This window comes from Micromonospora sp. NPDC049171, from assembly GCF_040648275.1.
In the GTDB taxonomy this organism is placed as follows: domain Bacteria; phylum Actinomycetota; class Actinomycetes; order Mycobacteriales; family Micromonosporaceae; genus Micromonospora.
The window spans coordinates 261,117-286,359 of sequence record NZ_JBEZDJ010000002.1 but is presented as its reverse complement, the minus strand read 5'-3'; the positions used below and the strand labels follow the sequence as shown (position 1 = coordinate 286,359).

The following is a 25,243-nucleotide window of genomic DNA, read 5'->3' as shown; positions in this document are numbered from 1 at the left end:
GTTCGCGGGCCTGTGGCGTTCGATATGCGGCGGCACGCCGATCGACGAGGAACATCGCCGGACCGCCACCTGGCTCGGCCGCAATCACTTGCCGCAGTCTTGGTCAACTGGCGGTGAGCACTCTGATTTTGCTGAAGGTCACGAACAAGCCGCCAGCGGCTGTCGTCGGGTGGGTGGTCTCTTGCGGACCCGGTGGCCCGTGCCAGGCAGCAGGACGTACCGAACCGGTTTCGCGGACGCCCAGGTCCGGTTCGGTAATCCGCCAGAGGTTTTTCGCGTGCCGGTGGATCAATGCGCCGCAGATCGGTGCTGGCATCAGCGCCTCTACGCCAGGAGTGCTAGCGGTCAATTTTCCCACAACAACCGGGACGCACTCTGTAGCTGGCAATTACTTCAGCATCCAGCGAACCACATCTTCATCGACGCACAGCGCCCGTCAAATGAGGGGCGGGAGCTATGAGCCGCACGGTGACGCACATCGTGGGGGCACTCGACCGCTGCGCAACCTCACGCTTGGGGCCACCGCCTCCGTCGAGCTCAGCCGTTCGGCTCAGGTTCTGCCGCCCCGTGCCGCGGTCTGGGGCCTCCGTCCGGCGGTCAAACGACGGTCAAATGTTCAAGGGCGGGTTCCCCGTCATCCGGAAACCCGCCCTTGACCTGCTGTTTCTTGGTGGAGCTGAGGGGATTTGAACCCCTGACCCCCTCGATGCGAACGAGGTGCGCTACCAGTCTGCGCCACAGCCCCCCACCGGCGAACCGGCTTCGGTCCCACCCGGCTTACACCGGGCGGGCCGGCAGCAAGGCTAACAGGTCGCCGGCCCCCACCGCGAATCCGCCCCCGGTGCGGCGCTCCACCCCACCCGGAGATCCACTCGGGTTCCTGCAAACCGGGGCATCCGGGACGCCCCGACACCCCACTTTCCTGAAACCCGAGTCGATCAAGCCGCCGGCCACCACCCGGCCAAGCCGCCGGCCACCACCCCGGCCACCACCCCGACCAAGACGCAGGCCGGGGCGCAGGCCAAGCCGCCGGCCACGACGCCGGCCACGACGCCGGCCAAGACGCCGACCACGACCCCGGGGCGCTGGCGGTCAGGCTCCTCGGCCGGCCTCGTAGGGGCGCCCGCGAAGCCCGCCGGACCGTCGGTACGAGACCGAGCCACCGTTGACCGCCGCTGGCAGGTCGCCGGGGCGGTCCAGGCCCATCGCGGCTCGGCGTACCCCCTCGCGTTGGGCCGCCAGGCGGCGCTGCGCCTCTCGGCGGGCCGCGGCGCGGCGGGCCTGTTCCCGGCGCACCTCGGCCTGCCGGGCGGCCAGCCAGGCGGCCTCCCGGGCCCGGGCGCGGCGGCGGCGACGCCCGGCGAGGGCCCGACCGCGCAGGTGGACGACGTAGACGGCCAGGAGCAGGAAGGTGACCGCGAAACCGATCCAGAAACCAGGGCTGGCGAACAGCACGCCGACCAGCTCGACGACGTTGAGCAGCAGCAGAGCGGCGAGCACCCGACGACGCCGGTAGACGGCGGGAGTGTGCTGGCGGCGGGGCGGTGGGCGGCGGCGGGACCGCTTCGATGCGGGTGGCACGGCGCGCAGGCGACCGGAGCGGCGGCTGGCCGGAGGCGCGGAGACCGGCGCGGTCAACGCTCCGGTGGTCGCATCCTCGCTCAGGGTGACGACAAGTGCGCGCGGAGGGTGGACCGGGCTCCGACCCGGCACAGTACGGCGCCGCCGGCGGCGCTGGAGCACCCGCGCCGTCGACTGCGCCCGCTCCGCCACCAACCGCTCGGTGGCGTCGTACCGGCGAACCAGCGCCGGGGCCAGGGCGAGCAGGCCGGCGGCGGCGAGGACGGCGAGGAGCACCGAGGTCGGCACCCTCACCCCTCCCGTCACCGAATTCGGAGCAACCGTCGCCCGACCGCAGGATCTTCCACCGATCGCGCCTGGGTGCGTGGATCGTCCGGCCGGGGAGCGCTTGCCGCAGCTTGCAGTTACTTGAGGTTACGGCGCGCCGACCAGGATGCCGCCACGCCGCGCCGATCCCGTCCGTGGGACAGCCTCTACCGGGCGTTGGCGCGTACCCGATGCCAGCGGGCCAGCAGGCCACCCTCGGCGGCGATCTCCTCACTCGTCAGCGCGTATCCGATGTGGTCACGCCACGCGCCGTCGATGTGCATGTAGCGCACGTGGTACGACTCCTCGCGGAAGCCCAGCTTTTCCACCACCCGCCGCGACGGGCGATTCTCCGGGCGGATGTTGACCTCCACCCGGTGCAGCCCGCCCGGACCGAACGCGTGGTCCACGGCGAGGGCGAGCGCCGTCGGGATGACACCCTGCCCGGCGACCCGGGCGTCCACCCAGTAGCCGACATAGCCGGAGCAGAGCGCCCGTCGCACGATGCTGCCCACGTTGATGTGCCCGACCAGCCGGTCCCGGTTGGCCTCACGCAGGCAGACCGCGAACGGCATGCCGTCACCCGCTCGGGCCGACCGTCGCTGGTCGCGGTGCACCCAGCGGAACGCGGCGGGTGAGTTCAGCTCGTCCCAGCCGCCGGGCAACGATGACTCCCAGGGCGCCAGCCAGGCCCGGTTGGCCCGCCGGATATCCGACCACGCGGCGGCGTCGGAGCGCCGGTAGGGCCGCAGCAACACCGGGCCGTCGGCCAACTCCACCGGCCAGCCGGGTGACCGCGCGGGTCCGAAGAGACTCACCCGCACAGTCTCCCGCGCGGGACCGTGTCGTGCGCAAGTGGACCCGCGGTGATCCGGCGACCACGCGACGCGGAGGCCGACCGCGGACGGACCGAACGGACCGAACGAACAACCGTCACCGGCGACGGTCGAGCAGCAGGACGTCCACGGTGGAGCCGGCGGCGGCGGTGGTGACCCGCTCACCGAGCACCAGCAGCCCGTTCGCCTCGGCCAGCCCGGAGAGGGTGAAGGGCCCGCCGCTGAGTGGCTGGACCGTGTACCCGCCACCGCGCCGCTCGGCGACGTGCGCCGGTCGGAACTCGCGCAGCCCCGCCGGGGACGACACGGTCTCCAGCAGGTGCGCCCGCACGCTGGGACGGAACACCGGCTCGGCGCCGGCGAGCAGTTGGATGGCGGGACGGGCCAGCACCTCGAACCCGATCAGCGCGGCGCCCGGGTCGCCGGGCAGGCAGACCACCGGCACCTCCTCGGCGCCGACCGTGCCGAACCCGAGCGCGGTGCCGGGGTAGAGCGCCACGTCGGTGAACGTGACCGGCCCGGCCCGGCCGCCCTCGCGGCGGGACAGGATGCGGCGCACCATGTCGCCGGGGCCGGTGCCGGTGCCCCCGGTGGTGAGGATGAGGTCGGCGCGCAGGGTCTGGTCCTCCAGCAGGCCGCGCAGCCCCTCCGGGTCGTCGTCGCAGATGCCCACCCGGTACGCCAGTGCGCCCACCTCGGCCGCGGCGGCGGTCAGCGCGTGCGAGTTCGCGTCGACGACCTGCCCGGGTTGACTGCCCCGACCCACGTCGACGAGTTCGTCACCGGTGGCCACGATGACCACCCGCGGACTGGGCCGGACCACCACGTGCCCGATGCCGGTGGCGGCGAAGACCGCGACCAGGGCCGGGGACACGTACGTGCCGGCCCGCGCGAGCAGGGTGCCGGCGGGCAGTTCCTCGCCGGCGCGGCGCACGCCGTACCCCCGTTTGGGGGTGCGGAAGATCTCCACCGCGGCCATGCCCTGGTCGGTCCACTCCACCGGGACCACGACGTCGGCGGCCACCGGCAGCGGTGCCCCGGCGGCCACCGAGAAGCACGAGCCCGGGGTGAGCCGCACCGGCCGCCAGCTCGCCGCCCCGAGATCGCCGACCACGTTGAGCCGGATGGTCCGGCCACCGCGCGTGCCGGAGGGGGCCGGGACGTAGCTCGGGCCCCGGCCCCCTCCGGAAATGTCCTCCCAGCGTGCCGCGTAGCCGTCCACGGCCGCCTGGTCGAAGGCCGGGAAGGCGTGCGGCGCGACGACGTCCTCGGCGAGGACGTTGCCGTGCGCCTGGGTGAGCTCGAGGTCGAGTGGCGGCAGCGCACGCAACCTGCGCAGCACGCTGCCCAGGTACTCGGCGAGCGGCGTCAACTCGTTCGCGGCCGCCTCGGCGTCGGCCGTCGCGGTCATGTACCAGATCCGCCTGCCGCGTCGGCCTTGACGAAGTCGGCCAGCCAGGACCGGAACTCGGTGCCCAGATCCTCGCGCTCGGCGGCGATCTGCACCACCGTCTGGAGGTAGCCCAGCGGCATGCCGGTGTCGTAGCGGGTGCCCCGGTAGACGATCGCGTGCACCGGAGTGCCCTCGGTGCGCAGCAACTCCATCGCGTCGGTCAGCTGGATCTCGCCGCCGCTGCCCGGCTTGGTCCGCCGGATCGCGTCGAAGATCTTGCCGGGCAGTACGTAACGGCCGAGCACCGCGAGGTTGCTCGGGGCGTCCTCCGGCTGCGGCTTCTCCACCATCCCGGTCACCTTGACGACCTCACCGATGTCGGTCAGCTCCGCCTCGGCGGGCTCGACGGAGGCGATGCCGTACCGCTTGGTCTCGGCCGGGTCGACCTCGAAGAACGCGAGCACCACACCGCCGGTGCGGGCCTGCAGCTCCAGCATCGCCGGCAGCAGCGGCTCCGACGGCTTGACGAACTCGTCGCCGAGCAGCACCGCGAAGGGCTGGTCGCCGACGTGGGACTCGGCGTACCCGATGGCGTGGCCGAGCCCGAGCTGCTCGGGCTGCCGCACGGTGTAGATCTCCGCCAGCTCGCTGGGCCGACGCACCGCGGCCAGCCGCTCGGTGTCGCCCTTCTCCTCCAGCCTGGTCTCCAGGTCGGGGCGACGGTCGAAGTGGTCCACCATCGACGTCTTACCCCGACCGGTGATCAGCAACACGTCACCGATGCCGGCCTGGGTGGCCTCCTCGACGATGTACTGCAGAACCGGCCGGTCCACCACCGGCAGCAGCTCCTTGGGCACCGCCTTGGTGGCCGGCAGGAACCGGGTGGCCAGTCCGGCGGCCGGGATGACGGCCTTGACCGCCAGGGGACGGCCGGTCGCGGCGGCCGTCGATGAGGGGTTCGCTGAGTGCTCCGACATGCCGCGAGACTATCGGCCACGGCTCTGCCGCGGCGGGTGTGGCCCAGAAGACGCGCCGCCACCCGGCCCCGGCCGCGCCGCGTCCGGCCCGGTTCGGGCCGCATCCGCGTCGATGTCCGCCGGGTCGTCGGCCGAGTCGGGCCAGGCGTGCCCGGGCGACCCCTCCGGTACGCCCACCGCCGGCTCCGACCGGGCGGGCCCGCCCGGCTCCCGGTTGACAGGCCCGGGCTGGCCGGCGCGCGGCAGCCCGTCGGGCGGGCTCACGGCCCCCGCGAGCACCGGTATCTCCCGCGTCGCCGCCTCCGGGCGTACCTCGGCGACCCGGTACGTGTCGCGGCCGGCGGCCTTGGCCGCGTAGAGCGCGTCGTCGGCGGCCTCCAGCACCTCCCGCCCGGTGCTGCCGTTGTCCGGGTAGACGGCGATGCCCACCGACACCGTCACCAGCACCGGCCCGGCGTACGCCTCGACGGCGATCGGCGTCTCGCGGATCGCCGCGCCGAGCCGCTCGGCCACGATCGCCGCACCTCGCGCGTCGGTCTCCGGCAGCAGCAGCACGAACTCCTCACCGCCCTGCCGGAAGGCCAGGTCGACCTCACGGATCTCGCCGCGCACCCGCCGGGCGAACTCGGCGAGCACGGTGTCCCCCGCGGCGTGCCCGTAGGTGTCGTTGACGTCCTTGAACCGGTCGAGGTCCAGGGCGAGGACGCTGAGCATCCGCCCGAAGCGGCTGGCCCGTTCCACCTCCCGTCGGATCGACTCGCGCAGGTAGCGGTAGTTCCACAGCCCGGTGAGCGGGTCGGTGAGGGAGAGCCGTTGGGCCTCCTCGTGCACCCGGACGTTGTCGACCGCCACCGCCGCGTGGCCGGCGAAGGTACGCAGGGTGACCAGGTCGTCGTCGTCGAACTCGTCGGCACCCAACCGGTCGTACAGGGCCAGCACCCCGAGCGCCGCCGCCACACCGGTCTCGTCGGCGGCGCATCCGCCGAGGGCGGCCGCGACAGCTCCCGGGGCCGCGAACGGAACCGCCACGTACGTGCGGCAGCGTGGCTCGACCGACGGGGCGTCGGTCGGCTCCGCCCTGCCCCGCTGCGGTTCCCCGGTGGCGGCGACGGCGCCGACCACGCCGACGCCCACCGGCACCCGGAGCGTCGGCGACCCGTCCGCGTCCACCTCCGGCCAGCGCCCCTCCAACCCCTCGGTGCACTGTGCGACGAGCACCCCGCCGGTCTCCACCAGCAGCACCGCGCCGGCACGCGCGCCGGTGGCGCCGATGGCGCTGCGCAGGATCACCCGCAGGATGCGTTGCAGGTCGTGCGTGCTGGCCAGGGTGTCGCCGAGCACCGCGAGGTGACCGCGGAGCTGGTCGCGGTTGCTGGTCAGCGCCGCGACGTAGGAGCCGGTCTCCCGGGTCATCCGGTTGAACGCGGCGGCCAGCCGGCCCAGCTCGTCGCGGCTGCGCACCGGCACGCGGGCGGTCAGGTCGCCGTGGGCCACCCGGTCGACCGCGCCGGCCAACTCCATCAGCGGCCGGGTGGTCACCCGGGCCAGCCGCCAGGCGGTCAGCACGGCGAGCAACGCGGCCACCACGACCACCCCGATCAGCGTGACGTACAGCCCCGGCGGTCGCTCGCTGGGCACGGAGACCACCAGGGGCAGCGGCTGCGCGTCCGACGGCCCGATCCGGCGCACGTACCGGCCCTGGCTGGTCTCGGTCACCCGCTCGCCGTCGGCGGTGCTGGCGGCGGCCAGCACCGCGTCGCGTACCTCGCGGGACTCGGTCGTGTGGGTGACCCGCGCGGCGCTCGCTCCGCTGTCGAGCAGGGTGACCGCCACCCCGGTCACCGCCGCCAGCCGGGCCACGAAGGCCGGGTCGACGAGCTGCGCGGCGGTCACCGTGCCCAGCAGCGCGCCGGCGCGGTCGCGGAGGTCGACGTGGGCGGCCAGCGCGCGGACCGGACTTGTCGCGTCCGTGGTCGGGCCGGAGCAGTCCCGCCACGGGGTCGACGGCGCGCCTGGCGAAACGTAGCTGACCTGGCCGGCCACGTCGGTGATCAGCACCGCGGTCACCAGGCCCCGGCCGACCAGTTGCGCGGCGGCGACGGCCGGATCGGTGGTGAGGGCCACCACGTCCGCGGCGGCCCGGAGCTGCTGGCAGAGCGCGTCGACCGAGGTCCGCACGGTGGACGCCGCCACCGCCAGGCGCTCGGTGGAGCGGCTGCGGTCGACGGCGGTGACGGTGGAGGCGACGAAGAGCGCGCCGAGCAGGACCGGGCCGAGCACCACCACGAGGAAGGCTGCCGTCAACCGCCCGCGTAGCGTCACTCGGTCCCCCCGGAAGTTCCGCCTCCGTTGCTTGCGATGCTGACACAGTGCAACCGTGGGAGAGGCGTTGCGTCAGGAGTGTTGCGTGGCGGAATTTTCTGATGAAGCGGAAGTGACACGTGCGGCGAAGCGGGACGCCCGGGTCGAGCTGCTCGCCCGCCGCCGGTCGCTGAGCGGTCCGGCCCGGGCCGTCGCCGCCGGGCGCGTGCAGGCCGAGCTGGTCACGCTGGTACGCCGGCTGCGCCCGCGCCGGCTGACGGCGTACGTGCCGGTCGGCTCCGAACCGGGTGGCGCGGACCTGCCGGAGGTGCTGCGGGCGGCACTTCCCGCCGACGCCGAGTTGCTGCTTCCGGTGCTCCTCGACGACCTGGATCTGGACTGGGCGGCCTATACCGGGCCGGGGGCCTTGATCGCCGCGGGTCGGGGTATCCGGGAGCCGTCCGGGGCCCGCCTCGGGGTGGCCGCCGTGGCGGAGGCGGAGCTGGTGGTCGTACCGGCTCTCGCGGTCGACCGCCTCGGTCGGCGACTCGGGCGCGGCGGCGGCTCGTACGACCGGGCACTCGCCCGGGTGCCCGAGGCGACGCTGACGGTGGTGCCCCTGCACGACGGTGAGCTGGTCGAGGCGCTGCCGGCGGAACCGCACGACCGTCGTGTCCGCGCGGTCGTCACCCCCGCCGACGGGGTGCGTACGCTTGACGCCGGCCCGGGTGCCCCGCACGGTGTCGCGCCCCACACGTCCGCTGGACGAACCCGGGGCGAATGACGCACCATTGGCACTCGAATACGTCGAGTGCCAACTGGCTGAGCCCAGATCCGGAGGAGAACGTGCCCACGTACCAGTACGCCTGCACCACGTGCGGTCACCAGCTCGAGGCGGTGCAGTCCTTCTCTGACGAGCCGCTGACCGAGTGCCCGGCGTGTCAGGGGCGGCTGCGCAAGGTCTTCAACTCGGTCGGCATCGTCTTCAAGGGCTCGGGCTTCTACCGCACCGACTCGCGGGCGTCCGGCTCCGAGGCGACCGCCGGCGGCGCGACCAGCAAGCCGGCGAAGTCCGAGTCGTCGTCCTCGGGCGGCGACTCCGGGTCGTCGGGTTCGTCCTCGTCGTCGGGGTCGTCCTCGTCGTCGGGTTCGTCCTCGTCCGGGTCGTCCTCGGGCTCGTCGTCCGGGTCGTCCTCGTCGGGGTCGTCCTCGTCCGGCGGGTCGAGCGGCGGCAAGGCACCGGCGGCCAGTTCCGCGTCCTGACCCGCCGTCCTGACCCGCCCGCCCCGCCTCGGTCGGCAGCAAGACCTTGATCAACTCGGGTTCATGAAAGTCGCGCTATCCACGCCGGGCGGACACCCCGGTTTCCGTGAAGCCGAGTTGATCAGCGGCGCGGCGGGCAGCAGCGCGGAAGGCCGGGCGGGCAAGCACCGCGGCAGGCGCGGCGGGCAAGCAGCGCGGAAGGCCGGGCGGGCAAGCAGCGCGGAAGGCCGGGCGGGCAAGCACCGCGGCGGGCAGCGGGCTGGTCGAGCCGCCCCGGGTCACCTCGCGAATCCTGCCGGAACGCCGGGCCGACCTGCGCACCGCTGCCGACCCGACCAAGGGGCGAGCGGTCAGCCCCAGTGCGGAGGGCGTTCGGCGAGCAGCCAGTCGTCGTTGCCGTCCGCCCGCTCGCCCCAGCCCCGGTCGGTGTCGTCGGAGGTCTGCTCGGGCAGCACCACGAGGTCTTCGCTCAGATCGACGGTGCGGTCGTCGTCGCCGCGCGCGGCCGGGGTGCCGGGGTCCATGGTGCTCACGAGCGGCAAGACTAGCGCAGCGGACCGTCGCCGACGGTGGCACGCCGTGCAGAAACGGACGGGCCGCCGGCCGCGTTGGTAGCGTCGGACGGCGTGACGACCCCCAGCGGTGGCAGCAACCCGGACGACTACTGGCGACGGCCCGGCACCGGTGACGACGCGGTGGCCGACCAGCCCCCCGCCCCGTCCACCAACCCCCCTGCGAGCGGGTATGCCGGCCCGCCGCCGAGTGTGCCGCCGCCCAGCGGTTGGCGACCACCCGTACACCTGCGGCCAGCACCGCCGCGACGGCTGCCGCCGCAGGACATGGCCGACCTGGACGTGGCTGAGCAGCGCTCGCAGCGGGTCACCTACGGCTTCGGTGTGGCGGCCGGCGTGGTGCTGGTGGTCGTGGTCTGCCTGCTCTGCTCGCGGATCATCTTCTGAGTCACGCCCTGCCCGCCGGTCAGAGGGTGGTGCCCCAGACGGCCTCGGCGCCGCTGTGGCCGGTCAGGTAGACGTAGACCAGGGCGGCGATGGACAGCGCCACGACCGCCACCGCCAGCACGGGGGTGACGAGCGCCGGCAGTTGCGGCACCCGGGGGTGCCCACTTGTCGCCACCAGCAGGAGGATGGCCACGATCCCGAGCGGCACCACGATGCGGAACAGGATGTCGCCGTAGCGGGAGTGCTCGAAGATCTGGTCGAGGATCTGCCCCTGGAAACCCCGGGCGACAAGCGCGTCGGTGAACGCCTCACCCGACTTGACGGCCACGAAGGCGGTCACCGGCGCGGCCACGGCGAGGAGGCCCAGGGCCCAGTCCAGCCGGTGCCGCCACCGCGGCAGCCCCACGTACGCGATGGCCAGCGCCGCCAGCAGCGGCACGAACACGACAACCGCATGGACCACCATCACGTGCGCCGGTAGACCCAGGATCTCCTCGAACATCGAACCCCTCCAGGTGGATCATGGTCAGGAGAGGGTCAGCGTACGGTCCGCCGGCCGCCCCCCAGGCTCTCGACCGGTCACACGCGCGCGGCGTCGATCGGGTTCATCCTTGGAGGGCCGCGCCCCTGACCTTCGTGGCTGTGTCGGTGAGCACCCGAGCCGGGCGACGGTTGTCGATGCTGGTCGCGCGTGCTGTCATTGGCGAATGTCCGCCGAGGAGCTGCTGCGATCGAAGGGCCTGCGTGTCACGCGGCCACGCCTCGCGGTGCTCGACGTGCTGGCCGGCGGGGGCCACCTGGAGGTCGACGAGATCAGCCGGCGCGTCCGGGAACGCCTCGACTCGGTCTCCACCCAGGCGGTGTACGACGTGCTGGGTGCCCTGTCCCGGGCCGGGCTGTCCCGCCGGATCGAGCCGGCCGGCGGTCCCGCCCGTTACGAGGCACGCGTCGGCGACAACCACCATCACGTGGTCTGCCGGAGCTGCGGCGAGATCGCCGACATCGACTGCGCGGTGGGCAGCGCGCCCTGTCTGGAGCCGAACGTGTCGCACGGGTTCGAGGTGAACGAGGCGGAAGTGACCTTCTGGGGTCTCTGCCCGGGCTGCCGGGCGCGCCGCTCCGCTGACGTGTGAGCCGACGACCGAGCCGACGGCATCGACGGGACGTGCCCGGCGGCGTCGGCCCGCGCGTGGCACTCTTGGGCGGTGGACTCCGATGACCTCGGCCTCTTCGGTCCGGGTTCGGTCACGTGGAAGGTGCACGAGGAGCCGATCCTGATCGTCGCCGGCCTGCGCTCGCTCTACCTGCAGGCGTTGCATCCCCGGGCGATGGCCGGGGTCGCGCAGAACAGCAACTACCGCACCGACGCCTGGGGTCGCCTGGTCCGCACCTCGACCTACGTCGCGACCACCATCTACGGGACCACCGCCGAGGCGGAGGCGGCCGGCGCCCGACTGCGTCGGCTGCACGACCGGCTGCGGGCCACCGACCCGTTCAGCGGTGCGGAGTTCCGCATCGACGAACCGGACCTGCTGCGTTGGGTGCACGTCACCGAGGTCGAGTCGTTCCTCAGCACCGCCCGGCGGGCCGGGCTGCCGCTCACCGACGACGAGGTGGACGGCTACTACACCGAGCAGCGCCGCGCGGCCGCCCTGGTCGGTCTGGACCCGGCCACCGTGCCCGGCACCGCGGCCGAGGTCGCGGACTACTACGAGGCGGTACGCCCGCAGTTGCGGATGACCAGGGAGGCCGCCGAGACGGCGCTCTTCCTCACCGCCCCGCCGCTGCCGTGGAAGCTCAGCCTGCCGGCCCGGTTGGGGCTCACCCTCGGTCCGCCGCGCTGGGCGTACCTGGGCATCGCCGGCACCGCCTTCGCGCTGCTGCCGGCCTGGGCGCGCCGAATGTACGGCGGGCTCGGTCTGCCCACCACTGCGGTGTCGGCGGACCTGACGGTGCGCGCACTGCGGCTCGCGTTCGCTGCCGTGCCCCGTCGCTATCTGGAGGGGCCGTTGATCCAGGCCGCCAAGGAGCGGGCCGCCCGCCATGCCGCCACCCCGTTGGCCGGCTGACCCGACCTCGGCGGTCGGAGGTCAACCGTCGGCGGGCCGGTCCATGGCCGCCCACGGCTCCTTGCCCGGCACCTGCGCGCCGGTCGGGCAGTGCCGCCGGAAGTCGCACCAGCCACAGCGGGGGCCTGGTGCCACCGGGAACGCCTCGTCCGCGTCGGCACCGTCCGCGACCGCCCGTTCGGCGGCCATGATGTCGCGGGCCGTCTCCTCCGCGCGGGTCAACTGCCGGGCCAGCGACTCGACGGTGTGCTCGTGGCCGGCGATCGTGCCGGTCGGCAGGTGGTGCAGCTCCACCCGACGGCACGGCTTGCGGAACACCCGCTCGGCCGCGTACGCGTAGAGCGCCAACGCCTGCGAACCCCGGGCGTCGTCCGTGTCCAGACCGGTGCGACCGGTCTTGTAGTCGACGATGACCAGCTCGGGCCCTTCTGGCCCGGGCCGTGAGTCGATCCGGTCGGCTCGACCGTTGAACGCCAGCACGGCGGTCTTGACCGCCACCACCCGCTCCACGCCGAGCGGGTCGGCATCCGGCTCCAGGGTCTCGACGTAGCCCTCCAACCAGCCCAACGCCCGCCGGTAGGCGGCCCGCTCCTGCTCGTCGTCGCGGTAACCCTCGCGGACCCAGGTGCCCTTGAGCAGGGTGGCCAACGCTTCGGGGCGGCGCCGGTCGGCGGGCAGCGCATACCAGTTTTTCAGGGCGGTGTGCACGCTGGCACCGAGCGAGTTGTGCGCCCACGGCGGGCCCTTGGGCGGGGCCGGCCGGTCGACGTAGGAGTAGCGGTAGCGGCGTGGGCAGTCCGCGTACGCCCCGAGTTTGCTCGGTGTGCAGACGAAGAGGCGCTCCGGCATGCCCTCGAAGCCAAGCTGCTCGGCGCCGCCGGCGCGCTGTCGGGGAGCCCGGCCACCGGCCGCCGGCCGTCCCGCTGAGGAGGATCGTCGCACGCCTGCGATCCTGCCACCCACCCCCGACACCGTGCGGGAGCCGGTCAGGTCATGTTCACGTACTGGGTGACGAAGGCGAACACCGCGTCGGCGATGAGCTGCACGGCGATGGCCGCCAGCAGCAGGCCGGCGATCCTGGTGAGCACCTCGATCCCGCCCGGGCGCAGGATCTTCACGATGCCGCCGGAGAAGCGGAGGACGATCCAGACCGCGAGCATCACGGCGAGGATCGCCACGGCGATGGCGGTGAAGTCGCCGAACCCGTCGGCCTGCTGGACGAAGAGCATTGTCGCCACGATGGCGCCCGGGCCGGCCAGCAGCGGGGTGCCCAGTGGCACCAGGGCGATGTTCGAGGTGGCCTCCGAGCTCGGGCCGTCGGTCTTGCCGGTGAGCAGCTCCAGTGCGACGAGCACGAGCAGCAACCCACCGGCCGCCTGCAACGCCGGCAGGTCCACGTGCAGGTAGTCCAGCAGGGTCTGCCCCGCCACCGCGAAGACCACGATCACGCCCAACGCCAGCGTGACGGCCTGCCAGGCGGCCCGGTTACGGTCGCGGGCCGGCAGCGGGCCGGTCAGCGCCAGGAAGATCGGCATCATGCCCGGCGGGTCGGTGATCACCAGCAGAGTCACGAAGACCTCGCCGAACAGCTTCAGATCCACGTGATCAACCTAGCCGCGCCGCAGTGGGCAAAATACCCGGATCACCCCGAAGCGACCTCGGTCACCCCGGCGGCGACGATGCGCTCGTACGCATCGGCGCCCGTCGTGAACGCGCCGAGCTGGACGGTCTTGTGGGTGCCGTGGAAATCCGACGAGCCGGTGACGAACAGGCCCAGCTCGGCGGCGAGCGCCCGGACGTGCTCCCGTTCGGCCGGGCTGTGGTCCTCGTGGTCGGCCTCGAGCCCGGCCAGCCCGGCGGCGGCCAGCTCGGCGATCAACTCGTCGGGCACCACCCGACCGCGCCGGGTGGCCTGGGGATGGGCGAAGACCGGCACGCCGCCGGCCGACCGGACCAGGTGGATCGCCCGGAACACGTCGATGTCGTCCTTGGGCAGCCGGTAGCGTTCGCCCAGCCAGTCCGGGCCGAATGCCTCCCGGGTGCTGCCGACCAGGCCGGCCCGGATCAACGCCTGCGCGATGTGCGGGCGGCCCACGGTGCCGCCGCCGGCACCCGCCAGGATGTCCGGCCAGCTCACGTCGATGCCGTCGGCGCGCAGCAGCGCGACGATCCGCTCACCGCGCTCCTCCCGGGCGGCCCGCACCCGGCCCAGCTCGGCCACCAGCTCCGGGTGCTCCGGGTCGAACAGGTACGCGAGCAGGTGCAGCGGCACCGCCGGCCGGGTGCCGGACCAACGGCAGGACAGCTCCGCGCCCCGGATCAGGCGCAGCCCCGGCGGTAGCGCGTCCACGGCCGGCGCCCAGCCGGCGGTGGTGTCGTGGTCGGTGATCGCGAGCACGTCCAGCCCCGCCGTGGCGGCAGCGCGTACCAGGTCAGCCGGGGGCAGCGTGCCGTCGCTGGCCGTCGAGTGGGCGTGCAGGTCGATACGCGGGGCGGAGCCGGTACGCGAGGTCACCGCCCGACGCTACCGAGGAACAACCGAGCCCGGCTCACGGAGGCCACCTCGACCGCGCGGATCAGAAGTCGGCCACCAGGACCGGCTGGTCCCCGGCCGACACACCGGGCACGGCGGCGGGGCTGGCGGGTGTTCCGGCCCGCGCCTGGCCGACGTCGACCCGGACCAGCGCGCCGGAACCATCGAGGTAGGAGGCGTGGGACTCGTCGCTCCAGACGATCGCGCCGGTCATCGGCGGCCCGGCCGGGACGGCTGTCGTGTTCGGCCCGAGCCGCCGCAGGTCGACAAGCAGCGCCCGGGTGGCCTCGCCGACCCGCCCGTTCACCAGCAGCCACCGCCCCTCGGCGGAGACCGCGCCGACGCCGTCCTGGCTGAGGTTCGGCCCGCAGCCGGTCTGGACCGGGTTCAGCTGACGTGTCGGGTCGAGCAGGGCCAGGCAGGACCGGCCCGGGTCGGCCGTGGAGATCTGCCCGACGAGCCGCCCGTCGGGCAGCCGGCCGTAGACGTTGAGGCTTTCCTGGTCGACGGCCTCGGTCAACTGCCCCACGCCGGGCCGCCACAGGGTGTGGCCGGCCTCCGCCGGGTCGGGTCGGACCAGCACACTGTCGCCGACGAACCGGACGGGCACCGCCCCGGCGGGCACCGGGGTGCGCGCCGCCCCGATGAGCTGATTGCCGACCACGCCCGCCACCAACAGGTCGCTACCGTCTCGCCAGGCGACCTGACCGCTGTCCGCTGCCAGGACGATCGGACCGGCTCCGGCCAGCAGCACCTGCACGAGACCGTCGCCCTGCACCGTCCAGAGGGAGCGGCCGGCGGCGGTCGGCGTGCCGACCACCAGCCAACCGTTGCCACCGGGCAGGAGCTGGGCGCGTTCGGCCGGCCCGACGTCGTGCAGCACCAGCCGTCGACCGTCGGCGCTGACAAGCGTCTCGCTCCCGAGCAGACCCGCCGACGGCCCGGGTGCGGGATCGGTGCCGGGCACACTGGCCGTCGGGATGGGCCGGCTGGACGGATCCGGGTCACCGATCACCACGATGGGTGTCCCGTCGCGCCCGGTCTCGGCACCGAGCCGCGCCATGCCGGCGCTGAGCAGGACGGTGACGACCGCCGCGACGGCGACACCAGCCGCGGTACGCCGACGCCGGATCCGGTTCGCCCGGCGGATGGCCTGGCCCGCCGGGTCGACGCCCAGGGGGCGGGCAAGGGCGACCTGGTGCGAGAGGGTCTCCCGCACCGCATCTTCCAGCTCGTCCGGCCGCACCTGGTAAGAACGCCGCGGCCCGTCCGTCAGGTTGTCGGACTCGCCGGGAAAAACGCTCACTGCGGCTCCCCGGAGCCCGTGCCGACGGGCACGGCCGCCGGGGCGGAGGGGAGCACGACCTGCGGACCGATCGGCTGCGGCGCGGCCGGACGGGGCGCGGGTCGGTCGACCGCCTGCCGGGCTGTCGGCGTGGCGGCGGCACCGGCGGCCGGAACCCGACCGCTCGGGGCAGCCGAGCCACCGGACCGGGCGGCGCCGGCTGCCGACCGACCAGCACTGGCTGACGCCGCCCGAGGGGCGTTACCGGCGGTGGCCGACCGACCGGCGCTGCCGGCGGTGGCGGTCAGGTCCGGTGTGTCGGCGCCCATCCGACGACGCAGCGTGGCCAGCGCTCGGGACGCCTGGCTCTTCACCGTGCCCGGGGAGATGTCCAGCATCGCGGCGGTCTGCGCCTCCGACATGTCCTCGTAGTAGCGGAGCACCAGCACCGCCCGCTGCCGTTGGGGCAACAGCCGGAGATGCCGCCAGAGCAGATCCCGGTCGAGTTGCTGCGAGATCTCGTCGACGCCGGCCCGCTCCGGCAGCACCTCGGTGGGGCGTTCACCGTGCCAGCGTCGGCGCCACCAACTCGTCGATGTGTTGACCATCACACGTCGGGCGTACGGCTCGACGGCCTCGATCCCCCCGAGCCGCTTCCACGCCAGGTAGGTCTTGGTCAGTGCCGTCTGGAGCAGATCCTCGGCCGTGGCCCAGTCGCCGGTGAGCAGATAGGCGGTGCGCAGGAGCGCGGCGGAGCGGGCCGCGACGAACTCGCGGAACTGCTCCTCCAACGAGTCCCTGCTCGCCACCGCCCACCTCCACACCCCAGCCGTCCTGGCAGAGTGCCACGTCAGAGGCGGTCTGGTCCATGACGAAAGGTGCGCACTTGCTCCGATGTTCGGTCGAAAACCTTCACGCCCCGTCGTCGGCCTTGGCCTCGTCGGCCTCCTTGCCGAGCCGGGCCTCGACCGCCTGCGGCTCGTACATCTCCTCGACCACACGCAGGTAGAGCTCGTTCGGGTTGGGCAGATTCTTGATCTCGCGGAGCGCCTGCTCCTGACCGGCGGACTCCAGCACGAAGGTGCCGTAGTTGAGCGCGCGACCAGTCGGCGTCTGCTCATACTTCATGTCGGTGACCCGGACCAGCGGCATCATCGCCACCTTGCGGGTGACGATGCCGTTGACCACCATGACCCGCTTGTTGGTCAGGATGAAACGGTCATACCACCAGTCGGCGACCTTCCACGCCACCCAGCCCATCACCCCGAACCAGAGCAGCACGGCGATGGTGGTCAGCGCGCCGACGTCGTTGCCGGCGAGGAAGCCGGAGAGATAGCCGAGCACGAAGGTCGCCGCGACGCCGATGAGCAGCGGGTTGGTGAGGTGGATCCAGTGCCGCTTCCACTCACCCCGGTAGCGCTCGGTGGGGAAGAGGTAGCGGGCGACGAGCGAGCTGGGCTCGTCTTCCAGGGGCAGCACCCGCCGTGGAGTCGCACCTGTCGCGTCGGCGCGCAACCCGGCCAGCTCGTCCTCGGAGATCTGCGGCTGCTGGTAGCCGGCCTCCGGATCACGAACCCACGCTCGACCCGACCGGCCCTGGCCGGCATAGCCGGGCCCGTCGCCATAGCCGACGTCGTCCGAAAGGGACGGACCGTCGGACAGGCCGGGACCGGCCCCGTAACCCGGGCCGTCATCAGGCCCGATCCGCGGGATCGGCTCGGTGTCGCGCTCGCGACGCTCCCGGTCGGGGTCGTCCGGGTCGAAGGGTGGTCCGGAGGGGCTGCCCATCGGCGGTTAAGCGACGAGGCTGGTGAAGAAGTCGCCGAACCCTTGAGCAATATCCATGATCCCGCCGCCGAGCGACTTGAACACGTCTGCCGCAGAGTTTGGCCGGTAGGCGACGAAGAAGATCAAGAATGCAACTCCGGCCCAGGTGAGGACCTTCTTGACCATGGCGGGCCATCCTCTCGCGCGGCGCCGGGTCCCATTACCGCAGCGGCACCCAGAGTATCAGTGTGGTGTCGTACAGTGAATATCTGCGTCCGTTCTCCGTCAATCCGGATGGGTTGTCAAGCCCTACCGGGTAAGTACGGGGACGGTGCGCCGTACACGAGCTCGGGCGGAGTCCACTCGGTCAGGTCGTGTAACACGACATCTTCCGCGAGCAGATGACCCGCACTCGCCGGCCAGGCTATCGCATGGAGCCACATTCCCCGAGCCTCGCCGGCGTACGCGCTTCGATCTGTCGGAGAATTCACCAACCACAGTGGAGTAGGGTGCCCGCCGACCCTGATCCTGGCCTGGCCCACATGGTCGGGGTGACCCGGCCCCGGGTCGGTCAACGCGCCGGCCAACTCCGGCCCCGGATCCGGGCCGGCCAGTCCGGCGAGCCGGGTGCCCAGGCCGACGCCCGGCTCCTCGGCCACGAAGACCAGATCGGCCGGGCCGCCGCCGAGTGGCGCCGGGCCCGCGCACGCCACCGCGGTCGCCCGCACACCCGTCCGCTCGTCCCCGGCATACGCCACACCGGTGAGAGTCCAGCCGGTGGGCAGCGGCCACGGGCACCACAACGGTGTCACCGGCGGATCCGCGGCGGTGGTGATCCGTTCCACCACGCTCGCCACGATCTCCGCTCCGATGTGCTCGGGCACGTGCAGCGGCGGCACCGGGCCGCACCGCAGACACCTCGAGTCGGTGTGCATCAGATCCGGCGCCCGGACCGGGCCCCCGCATCTCGGACAACTCACCGCGACACTCACAACTCCACCGTCACCCCGCAGCGCCGGCACGTCAAGCCGGAACGTCCGATTCGGTCGCTGGGGCGAGGGTCAGTCCGGCGGCGCGCCGGCGTGCGCACGGATCCAGGCGTGCATGGCGATGCCGCTGGCCACGCCCGCGTTGATCGACCTCGTCGAGCCGTACTGGGCGATGGAGTAGAGCCTGTCGCACGCGGCCCGGGCGGGCGCGGAGAGACCGGGCCCCTCCTGGCCGAACAGCAGCACACAGTCCCGGGGCAGGGTGCCGGTTTCCAGCGGGCGCGACCCCGGCAGGTTGTCGATGCCGAACACCGGCAGCCGGCGCTCCCCCGCCCAGGCCACGAACTCCTCGATCGTCTCGTGGTGCCGCACGTGCTGGTAGCGATCGGTCACCATGGCGCCGCGCCGGTTCCACCGACGCCGCCCGACGATGTGCACCTCGGCGGCGTTGAACGCGTTGGCGTTGCGGACCACCGTGCCGATGTTGAAGTCGTGCTGCCAGTTCTCGATCGCGACGTGGAAGCCGTGCCGGTGCCGGTCCAGGTCGGCGACTATCGCCTCGTGCCGCCAGTAGCGGTAGCGGTCGACGACGTTGCGCCGGTCCCCCTCCGCCAGCAACTGCGGGTCGTACCGTGGGTCGTCCGGTGGGTCCCCCGGCCAGGGGCCCACACCCACCTCAGGCTGGTCGTCGGTCACGGTCATCAGAGGGTACGGACCGGGCCGGGGCGCGGTGCGACGGCCCGCCGGATCAGCCCAGCCCGAGCGCCGCACCGAGGTGGTCCAGGAAGCGCCGGTCCGCCGGGGTGGTGGGTTGGTCCTCCCGGCGCTCGCCGGGGCCGGGCACCGCCCGGCAGACCCGGGCCGCGACCGACTGCACCCACTGGCGGTACGCGGCCGAGTCCGCCGGGTCGGCGCGCCGCCTGAGGACCCGGCTCGCGGCCCGACAGGCGGCCAGCAGGTCCACCAGGTCGGTGAGGCGTTCGGCGGGCGGTGGGGTGCCGTCCGGACGGGCGTAGATCGCGGCGACCACCGCGCGGACCAGATCGCTGTCGAAGGCTCGGCCCGCGGCCACGGCGTCCAGGCCGGCCAGACCCGCCAGGACCCCCCGGTCCGTGCGACCGGGACCGGAAGCCGCCGCGGTCACGAGGACCCGACCGGGCAGGCTGATGAGCAGATCCCACTCGGTGGCCGAGTAGACAGCGGTGGTCAGGGGTGCGGCTCGGCGGCCGGCAGAGGGCGGCTCTCCGGCGACGGAGTGGCTCATCGGAACCTCCGGCGCCAGCATATGTCCCCCGCGACCCGGACAGCGCCCCTTCCCGGCAGACCCGCTGTCGGCAGAGGGCACCTGGAGTGCGGCGGCCCGGGCCGTTCAGCGTGGCTCGGGGAAGCTGGGCCGCTCCGGGTCCACTCCCTCGGGGACGGCGCTGGCCGCGTACTCCCGTTTGGGGACCATGACCTTGCGCCGGAAGACGCAGACCATCGTGCCGTCCTGGTTGTAGCCACGGGTCTCCACCGACACCACGCCCCGATCGGGCTTCGAGCCGGACTCACGCTTGTCCAGCACGGTGGTCTCGCCGTAGATGGTGTCGCCGTGGAAGGTCGGCGCGACGTGCCGCAGCGACTCGACCTCGAGGTTGGCGATCGCCTTCCCGCTCACGTCGGGCACCGACATGCCGAGCAGCAGCGAGTAGATGTAGTTGCCGACCACGACGTTGCGCTTGAACTGGCTGGCCGTCGCCGCGTAGTGCGCGTCCATGTGCAGCGGGTGGTGGTTCATGGTGAGCAGGCAGAAGAGGTGGTCGTCGTACTCGGTCACGGTCTTGCCCGGCCAGTGCCGGTAGACCGCGCCGACCTCGAACTCCTCGTAGTAGCGGCCGAACTGCATCCTGGTCCCCTTCGACGGGCGGCGATGGAGTTCGGCACAGCATGCCTTACCGAAGGTTAAGGAAACTGGCCGGGAGCGGCGCCGGCGGAAATGTCACACCGGTCACTCACCAGGGGGGAGACGCAATGAGCGGCGGGGCCCTCCCCGGCACCCGCCGCCCACGCTCTGATGGGGAGAATTCTGCCCTACGGAAGCGTAGGTCCGACAGAGATCGAGGTCACATTTATCTTTTTGTAACACTACTCTCGGTGACGAACCGGAGGTTGATCGGCGATCTTCGCAGGCCGGATACCTCCTCGTCAGGTGCCAAGTTACCGATTCGTAGTGCTCGAATGGGTGGATCTCCCTGGAACCGCTCCCATCACCGCAGGTCACGCAAGTGCGTCATGCATTTGCGTTCCTCAGATCGAGATGAACAGACGTGGGTCGATGACCCCCGGCGCCCACCGGCAGGCTGGGCACGTTTCGGGCCTGAGCGCCCGGGAATTCGATACGGTCAGCCCTGGTTCTACGGGACGTAGACAAACCGCGGTGATCGGAGAGTGCAATGGCAACCGTTGAGCTGACCTCGGCGAACTTCGACGAGGTGACCGGCAACGACGGCATCGTCCTGGTCGACTTCTGGGCCGACTGGTGTGGTCCGTGCAAGCGGTTCGCCCCGGTCTACGAGCGCTCCTCGGAGAAGCACCAGAACATCGTCTTCGGCAAGGTCGACACCGAGGCTCAGCAGGAGCTGGGCGCCAAGTTCGACATCCGGTCGATCCCGACGATCATGGCGATCCGCGACGGCGTGATCGTCTTCGCCCAGCCGGGTGCCCTTCCGGAGTCCGCTCTGGAAAACCTGATCGAGCAGGTCGAGGCCCTGGACATGGACGACGTTCGTAAGCAGTTGGCCGAGCACAATCACTGAGTCGTCGCCACGACGACATCCGAAGGCCGGGCCCCGACGCGGGCCCGGCCTTCGTCGTACCCCCTCCGATCACCTGCCTGGGCAGGCCCAACTGACCGTCGGAGGGACCCGACGCGGCCGGTACATCCCGTATCGTCACGACCTGATGGAGACCCTGACCGCCCGCGGGCGCGTGACCCGGCTGGGCGCGACCGCACTCGCTCTCGTCCTGCTGCTGGTCGGCACCTTCTGGGGCAGCGACGACGACTTCCCGTTCGGCCCGTTCCGGATGTACTCCACCTCCAACCCGCCGAACGCACCCGCCCCGGACACCCGCGTCGAGGGGGTGAACAGCACGGGCGCCGTGGTCGACCTCGACCAGGCCGCGACCGGCATCCGCCGCGCCGAGATCGAGGGGCAGCAGAGCCGGTACGCCGCCGATCCGGCACTGCTCGCCGAGGTCGCCGACGCGTACGCCGAACGTCACCCGGATGCCGCCGCGCTGGTCGAGGTCCGCATCGTCATCCGCTGGCACGGCATCCGGGCCGGCCGGCCAACCGGCCAGCACACCGACGAGACAGTGGTCCGCTGGCAGGCCCCGCGATGAGCCGTTGGCTGACCGAGGCCGTGCCGCGCGGTCGCATCGCCGCGTTCCGCACCGTGATCTACCTCTTCGTCGCCGCCGACCTGGTGATCTTCACTCCCTGGGTGCGCACCCGGGTCAGCGTGCCCGGCGACCTGTACCAGCCGCTCCTGATCGGCCGCCTGCTCCCCCTGCCGACGCCAACCGAGACGCTGGTGACGGTGATCTTCTGGGCGTTGCTGTTGCTGGCCCTTCTCGCCGCGACCGGACGGGCGCCCCGACTGCTCGGCTGGACGGTCTGCGCGCTGTACCTGCAATGGATGATCATCGCGATGAGCTACGGGAAGGTCGACCACGACCGGATCGGGCTGCTCGTCGCACTGGCCGTGCTGCCCACCGCCGGTCGAGCCCGGCACGGCGACACCACCCGCACCGAGGCCGGCGGCTGGGCGCTGCGTGCCACCCAGATCGCGGTGATCTGCACGTACTTCCTGGCCGCCTTCGCCAAGCTGCGCTACGGCGGCCTGGACTGGCTGACCGGCTCGGTGCTGGCCCGCGCGATCATCCGGCGCGGCACCGACCTGGCCGACCTGATCGCCCAGGTGCCGCACCTGCTGATCGTCGCCCAGTTCGGCATCGTGGCGTTCGAGCTGCTCAGCCCGGTGGTCTTCCTGCTACCGGCCCGCTGGCGACTCGCCATGGTCGGTTTCTTCTACTCGTTCCACGTGGTCACCATCGCGACCATCACGATCTCGTTCGCGCCGCACCTGGCCGCGATGACCAGCTTCCTGCCGCTGGAACGGGTGCGCCCGGTGGTGTGGGCCCGCCGACTCCTCGGCCGCGACCCCGCCGGGACAGCGACGGAAACCCCGGCCCCGACACACGCCGACACGGCAGCGCGCCTCGGCGACCAGGCCACGGGGCGGGCCGGCGCGGACGTCGCTCCGCCCGGAGATCAGGCGCCGGTGCGAGCCGGTGCCGATTTGGTGCCGCTCGGCGATCAGGCTCCGGTGGTCGGGCGTCCCGCCGGGCCGTAGAGCCGCTCCCGCGCCTCCTGCGGCAGCGAGCAGGCCGCCGTGCCGCCCGGCAGGCGGTGCCGGTTACGCGCCACCCAGCGGTACACCGGCCAGGCAGCCGCACGCACCGGCGGGAACCGCAGGCCCGCACCGGCGATCCGCCAGAGCGGGCCACTGTCGGCGAGCAGCTTCGCGATGGCATCCGGGCCGGCAGCACGCGCGCCGTCCGCACCGACCCACTGCACGGCCTCCTCGCACTCGGCCACGGTGAGGCCGAGCGCGTCCAGGTCGGAGAACTGCCAGGGCACCACCCGCGCGCCCGTGGGGATCCGGCGAGCGATGAACTCGGCGCACTGCGTGCAGAACGCGCAGTCCCCGTCGTAGACGAAGGTCGACGTCTCCATGGAGTCCATCCTCCCCTCCCCGACCACCAGAACCACCACCGGTGTACGGCGGGTCACTTGCACTCCACTCGTACGCGTGTTCGAATAGTGGTCATGCGCTGGGACAACCTCACCGCTCCCCCGATCGAGGGAGATCCCGAGCGGGCAGCGCCAGCGACGCCACCCCTGCCGCTGGCGCTGCCCGGCGCCGTCGCCCGCACCTTCGACACCCCCGAGTTCGCCGGGATGACCTTCTACGAGGTGCAGGCCAAGTCCATCCTCAACCGGGTGCCCGGCCAGTCCCGCGTCCCGTTCGAGTGGACCATCAACCCGTACCGTGGCTGTTCTCATGCGTGTGTTTACTGCGTCTCCGGTGACACCCCGATCCTGATGGCGGACGGCCGCACGAAGCCGATCAGCGAACTGGAGCCGGGTAACCGCATCTATGGGACCGAGCAACGAGGTAACTATCGTCGATACGTGATCACTACCGTCCTCGACAAGTGGTCCACGGTGAAGCCGGCCTACCGGGTCACTCTGGAGGACGGCACGACCCTCATCGCCAGCGGCGACCACCGGTTCCTGACGGATCGAGGCTGGAAGCACGTCACCGGCAGCATGTTCGGCACCGACCAGCGCCCCTATCTCACCACCAACAATCGCCTCATTGGCACTGGGGCCTTCGCGGCTACTCCGAAACAATCTCACGACTACCGTCGTGGCTACCTCTGCGGCATGGCTCGTGGCGACGGAACCATAGGCAGCTATGCCTCAGGCAAGAGCTGGAGTCATCAGTTCCGCTTGGCGCTCGCAGACAGCGAGGCCCTTGATCGGACCCAGCAGTTCCTGAGAGAGGCGGGCGTCGAGACAAGCCGCACCTCCTTCGGGCAGGCGAGGCCCGACCGACGGGCGATGGAGGCGATCCGCGCGTCGGGGAAGCGGAAGGTCGATGCCATCAGGGAACTGATCCGATGGCCGCAGCAAGCTACTTCCGAGTGGCAGAGAGGATTCATCGCTGGCATTTTCGATGCTGAAGGAAGTTGCAGCCAGGGGATCCTCAGGATCGCCAACTGCAACGATCAGATTCTTATCCACGCCGCCGAGGCACTACGCGCCCTTGGCTTCAGCACCGTTCTCGAGGATCGAGGGCGAACAAATCGACTGCGCTACATACGAGTGACCGGGGGCCTTCCCGCCCGGCTCAGGTTCTTCCACCTGACCGACCCGGCCATCACCAGGAAGCGTTCGATCGAGGGCGCCGCACTGAAGTGCAAGGCTGACCTAAGGGTTGTCGGCATCGAGGAACTCGGGCTGGAGTTGCCGCTCTGGGACATCACCACTGGCACCGGGGACTTCATCGCCAACGGAGTGGTCAGCCACAACTGTTTCGCGAGAAATACTCACACTTATCTCGATCTCGATGCTGGTGCGGACTTCGACCGGAAGGTGATCGTCAAGGTCAACGCCGGTGAGTTGGTCCGACGCGAGTTGGCCGCGCCGAAGTGGCGGGGCGCGCACGTGGCGATGGGCACCAACGTCGACTGCTACCAGCGGGCCGAGGGGCGCTACCGGCTGATGCCGCAGATCATCGGCGCCTTGCGAGACTTCGCCAACCCGTTCTCGATCCTCACCAAGGGCACGCTGATCCTGCGCGACCTGCCGCTGCTGCGCCAGGCCGCCGAGGTCACCACCGTGGGCATCTCCTTCTCGGTGGGGTTCGTCGACGAGCAGCTCTGGCGTTCCGTCGAGCCGGGCACGCCGCACCCACGCCGCCGACTGGACGCGGTCCGGGCGCTCACCGACGCCGGCTTCTCGGTCGGGGTGCTGATGGCCCCGATCCTGCCCGGCCTCAGCGACGGCGACGAGTCCATCGACGCCACGGTGTCGGCGATCGCCGCCGCCGGGGCGACAAGCGTGACCGCGCTGCCCCTGCACCTGCGTCCCGGCGCCCGGGAGTGGTACGCGCACTGGCTCGCCCAGGAGCACCCGCACCTCGTGCCCCGCTACCGCGAGCTCTACCGGGCCGGTGCGTACGCGCCGCAGGCGTACCAGCGGGAGTTGACCGCGCGGGTGCGGATCGCGGCCCGCCGGCACGGGCTGCACCGCGCCGAGGTGGGCGACAACCGCCAACTGCCCGAGCCGCCCCCTGCGCCGACCGCCGAGCAGCTGACCCTGCTCTAGCCTTGCGTGCCGGGCAGGGACGCCTCTACCTGCAGGAACGCTGATCG

General features: G+C 72.1%; 29 protein-coding genes, 1 tRNA gene and 1 pseudogene. 9 read left to right on the top strand and 22 right to left on the bottom strand.

From position 1 onward, the window contains the following. Positions 1 to 103 precede the first annotated feature (103 nt). The 7 genes from AB0B14_RS04120 to AB0B14_RS04090 all read right to left on the bottom strand — a co-directional run bounded on the left by AB0B14_RS04120 (position 104) and on the right by AB0B14_RS04090 (position 7,415). The gene (locus tag AB0B14_RS04120; protein ID WP_357075727.1) at positions 104 to 316 is read right to left on the bottom strand and encodes a hypothetical protein; all 213 of its coding nucleotides are present in this window, start codon (positions 314 to 316) and stop codon (positions 104 to 106) included. 352 nt (positions 317 to 668) lie between these two features. Continuing rightward, a tRNA-Ala gene (locus AB0B14_RS04115) sits at positions 669 to 745 on the bottom strand. A gap of 347 nt (positions 746 to 1,092) precedes the next feature. Continuing rightward, positions 1,093 to 1,875, bottom strand: a complete 783-nt coding sequence (locus AB0B14_RS04110; RefSeq protein ID WP_357075729.1) for a hypothetical protein — start codon at positions 1,873 to 1,875, stop codon at positions 1,093 to 1,095. A 179-nt stretch (positions 1,876 to 2,054) separates the two neighbouring features. Beyond that, positions 2,055 to 2,705 carry a GNAT family protein gene (locus AB0B14_RS04105; RefSeq protein WP_357075732.1) on the bottom strand — a complete coding sequence of 217 codons (651 nt, stop codon included), beginning with the start codon at positions 2,703 to 2,705 and terminating at the stop codon, positions 2,055 to 2,057. A 115-nt stretch (positions 2,706 to 2,820) separates the two neighbouring features. After that, a complete protein-coding gene (gene glp / locus AB0B14_RS04100; protein ID WP_357075735.1) occupies positions 2,821 to 4,134 on the bottom strand; it encodes a gephyrin-like molybdotransferase Glp in 1,314 nt (437 codons plus the stop codon). Continuing rightward, a complete protein-coding gene (locus AB0B14_RS04095; RefSeq protein ID WP_357075738.1) occupies positions 4,131 to 5,093 on the bottom strand; it encodes a UTP--glucose-1-phosphate uridylyltransferase in 963 nt (320 codons plus the stop codon). The genes glp and AB0B14_RS04095 overlap by 4 nt, the downstream gene beginning before the upstream one ends. A 9-nt stretch (positions 5,094 to 5,102) precedes the next feature. Next, positions 5,103 to 7,415: a diguanylate cyclase gene (locus AB0B14_RS04090; protein ID WP_357521174.1), complete on the bottom strand. Its 2,313-nt coding sequence runs from the start codon at positions 7,413 to 7,415 to the stop codon at positions 5,103 to 5,105. Positions 7,416 to 7,500: 85 nt separating this feature from the next. Between AB0B14_RS04090 and AB0B14_RS04085 the strand changes: the two genes are divergently transcribed. Beyond that, positions 7,501 to 8,178 (top strand): 5-formyltetrahydrofolate cyclo-ligase, encoded by a 678-nt coding sequence (locus AB0B14_RS04085; protein ID WP_357521172.1) that lies wholly within the window; start codon positions 7,501 to 7,503, stop codon positions 8,176 to 8,178. Continuing rightward, positions 8,175 to 8,381, top strand: a pseudogene (locus tag AB0B14_RS04080) (FmdB family zinc ribbon protein); the annotation flags it as partial. The gene AB0B14_RS04085 and the pseudogene AB0B14_RS04080, both read left to right, overlap by 4 nt. Positions 8,382 to 8,395: 14 nt before the next feature. Here AB0B14_RS04080 and AB0B14_RS04075 read toward each other — a convergent pair. Continuing rightward, on the bottom strand, positions 8,396 to 8,629 hold the full coding sequence (locus AB0B14_RS04075) for a hypothetical protein (protein ID WP_357521320.1): 234 nt from the start codon (positions 8,627 to 8,629) through the stop codon (positions 8,396 to 8,398). A gap of 378 nt (positions 8,630 to 9,007) precedes the next feature. After that, positions 9,008 to 9,190: a hypothetical protein gene (locus tag AB0B14_RS04070; protein WP_357521170.1), complete on the bottom strand. Its 183-nt coding sequence runs from the start codon at positions 9,188 to 9,190 to the stop codon at positions 9,008 to 9,010. Between the two features lie 93 nt (positions 9,191 to 9,283). Between AB0B14_RS04070 and AB0B14_RS04065 the strand changes: the two genes are divergently transcribed. Further along, positions 9,284 to 9,616 carry a hypothetical protein gene (locus AB0B14_RS04065; RefSeq protein ID WP_357075749.1) on the top strand — a complete coding sequence of 111 codons (333 nt, stop codon included), beginning with the start codon at positions 9,284 to 9,286 and terminating at the stop codon, positions 9,614 to 9,616. Between the two features lie 19 nt (positions 9,617 to 9,635). Here AB0B14_RS04065 and AB0B14_RS04060 read toward each other — a convergent pair whose 3' ends face one another. Further along, positions 9,636 to 10,118 (bottom strand): DUF2231 domain-containing protein, encoded by a 483-nt coding sequence (locus AB0B14_RS04060; RefSeq protein ID WP_357075751.1) that lies wholly within the window; start codon positions 10,116 to 10,118, stop codon positions 9,636 to 9,638. 205 nt (positions 10,119 to 10,323) lie between these two features. Here AB0B14_RS04060 and AB0B14_RS04055 point away from each other — a divergent pair, with 205 nt between their 5' ends. Both AB0B14_RS04055 and AB0B14_RS04050 read left to right on the top strand, forming a co-directional pair. Further along, the gene (locus AB0B14_RS04055; RefSeq protein WP_357521168.1) at positions 10,324 to 10,749 is read left to right on the top strand and encodes a Fur family transcriptional regulator; all 426 of its coding nucleotides are present in this window, start codon (positions 10,324 to 10,326) and stop codon (positions 10,747 to 10,749) included. Between the two features lie 72 nt (positions 10,750 to 10,821). Further along, positions 10,822 to 11,685, top strand: coding sequence for an oxygenase MpaB family protein (locus AB0B14_RS04050; RefSeq protein ID WP_357521166.1), 864 nt, complete (start codon positions 10,822 to 10,824; stop codon positions 11,683 to 11,685). 21 nt (positions 11,686 to 11,706) lie between these two features. Here AB0B14_RS04050 and AB0B14_RS04045 read toward each other — a convergent pair whose 3' ends face one another. The 11 genes from AB0B14_RS04045 to AB0B14_RS03995 all read right to left on the bottom strand — a co-directional run bounded on the left by AB0B14_RS04045 (position 11,707) and on the right by AB0B14_RS03995 (position 20,144). Beyond that, the gene (locus AB0B14_RS04045; protein ID WP_357521164.1) at positions 11,707 to 12,627 is read right to left on the bottom strand and encodes a PD-(D/E)XK nuclease family protein; all 921 of its coding nucleotides are present in this window, start codon (positions 12,625 to 12,627) and stop codon (positions 11,707 to 11,709) included. A 44-nt stretch (positions 12,628 to 12,671) separates the two neighbouring features. Beyond that, entirely contained in the window at positions 12,672 to 13,286 is a 615-nt protein-coding gene (locus tag AB0B14_RS04040) for a MarC family protein (RefSeq protein ID WP_357521162.1), read from the bottom strand. Between the two features lie 41 nt (positions 13,287 to 13,327). Further along, complete coding sequence (locus AB0B14_RS04035) at positions 13,328 to 14,200, bottom strand: PHP domain-containing protein (RefSeq protein ID WP_357521160.1); 873 nt, start codon at positions 14,198 to 14,200, stop codon at positions 13,328 to 13,330. A gap of 61 nt (positions 14,201 to 14,261) precedes the next feature. Continuing rightward, a complete protein-coding gene (locus tag AB0B14_RS04030; protein WP_357521158.1) occupies positions 14,262 to 15,524 on the bottom strand; it encodes a hypothetical protein in 1,263 nt (420 codons plus the stop codon). Next, positions 15,521 to 16,312 (bottom strand): SigE family RNA polymerase sigma factor, encoded by a 792-nt coding sequence (locus AB0B14_RS04025; RefSeq protein ID WP_357521156.1) that lies wholly within the window; start codon positions 16,310 to 16,312, stop codon positions 15,521 to 15,523. Before AB0B14_RS04025 ends, AB0B14_RS04030 begins: the two co-directional genes overlap by 4 nt. 103 nt (positions 16,313 to 16,415) lie before the next feature. Further along, on the bottom strand, positions 16,416 to 17,291 hold the full coding sequence (locus tag AB0B14_RS04020) for a PH domain-containing protein (protein ID WP_357075775.1): 876 nt from the start codon (positions 17,289 to 17,291) through the stop codon (positions 16,416 to 16,418). A gap of 6 nt (positions 17,292 to 17,297) precedes the next feature. Further along, positions 17,298 to 17,456: a hypothetical protein gene (locus AB0B14_RS04015; protein WP_170285364.1), complete on the bottom strand. Its 159-nt coding sequence runs from the start codon at positions 17,454 to 17,456 to the stop codon at positions 17,298 to 17,300. A 116-nt stretch (positions 17,457 to 17,572) separates the two neighbouring features. Continuing rightward, entirely contained in the window at positions 17,573 to 18,250 is a 678-nt protein-coding gene (locus AB0B14_RS04010) for a DUF6758 family protein (RefSeq protein WP_357521307.1), read from the bottom strand. An 81-nt stretch (positions 18,251 to 18,331) separates the two neighbouring features. After that, positions 18,332 to 18,955 (bottom strand): RNA methyltransferase, encoded by a 624-nt coding sequence (locus tag AB0B14_RS04005; protein WP_357075783.1) that lies wholly within the window; start codon positions 18,953 to 18,955, stop codon positions 18,332 to 18,334. A gap of 52 nt (positions 18,956 to 19,007) precedes the next feature. After that, positions 19,008 to 19,544 (bottom strand): hypothetical protein, encoded by a 537-nt coding sequence (locus AB0B14_RS04000; RefSeq protein ID WP_357075786.1) that lies wholly within the window; start codon positions 19,542 to 19,544, stop codon positions 19,008 to 19,010. Between the two features lie 84 nt (positions 19,545 to 19,628). Beyond that, the gene (locus AB0B14_RS03995; RefSeq protein ID WP_357075789.1) at positions 19,629 to 20,144 is read right to left on the bottom strand and encodes a MaoC family dehydratase; all 516 of its coding nucleotides are present in this window, start codon (positions 20,142 to 20,144) and stop codon (positions 19,629 to 19,631) included. A 547-nt stretch (positions 20,145 to 20,691) separates the two neighbouring features. On the opposite strand from AB0B14_RS03995, the gene trxA reads away from it, so the two are divergent. From trxA to AB0B14_RS03980, 3 genes are all read left to right on the top strand, one after another. After that, positions 20,692 to 21,054, top strand: coding sequence for a thioredoxin (trxA, locus tag AB0B14_RS03990; RefSeq protein ID WP_030329190.1), 363 nt, complete (start codon positions 20,692 to 20,694; stop codon positions 21,052 to 21,054). Positions 21,055 to 21,199: 145 nt separating this feature from the next. After that, positions 21,200 to 21,640, top strand: a complete 441-nt coding sequence (locus AB0B14_RS03985; RefSeq protein ID WP_357521154.1) for a hypothetical protein — start codon at positions 21,200 to 21,202, stop codon at positions 21,638 to 21,640. Further along, positions 21,637 to 22,653, top strand: coding sequence for an HTTM domain-containing protein (locus tag AB0B14_RS03980; RefSeq protein ID WP_357075795.1), 1,017 nt, complete (start codon positions 21,637 to 21,639; stop codon positions 22,651 to 22,653). The genes AB0B14_RS03985 and AB0B14_RS03980 overlap by 4 nt, the downstream gene beginning before the upstream one ends. Here the strand turns inward: AB0B14_RS03980 and AB0B14_RS03975 are convergent. Continuing rightward, positions 22,617 to 23,036 (bottom strand): DUF393 domain-containing protein, encoded by a 420-nt coding sequence (locus AB0B14_RS03975; protein WP_357075965.1) that lies wholly within the window; start codon positions 23,034 to 23,036, stop codon positions 22,617 to 22,619. The genes AB0B14_RS03980 and AB0B14_RS03975 overlap by 37 nt on opposite strands. Before the next feature lie 93 nt (positions 23,037 to 23,129). On the opposite strand from AB0B14_RS03975, the gene AB0B14_RS03970 reads away from it, so the two are divergent. Beyond that, positions 23,130 to 25,196 (top strand): intein-containing Rv2578c family radical SAM protein, encoded by a 2,067-nt coding sequence (locus AB0B14_RS03970; protein WP_357075798.1) that lies wholly within the window; start codon positions 23,130 to 23,132, stop codon positions 25,194 to 25,196. Positions 25,197 to 25,243 lie beyond the last annotated feature (47 nt).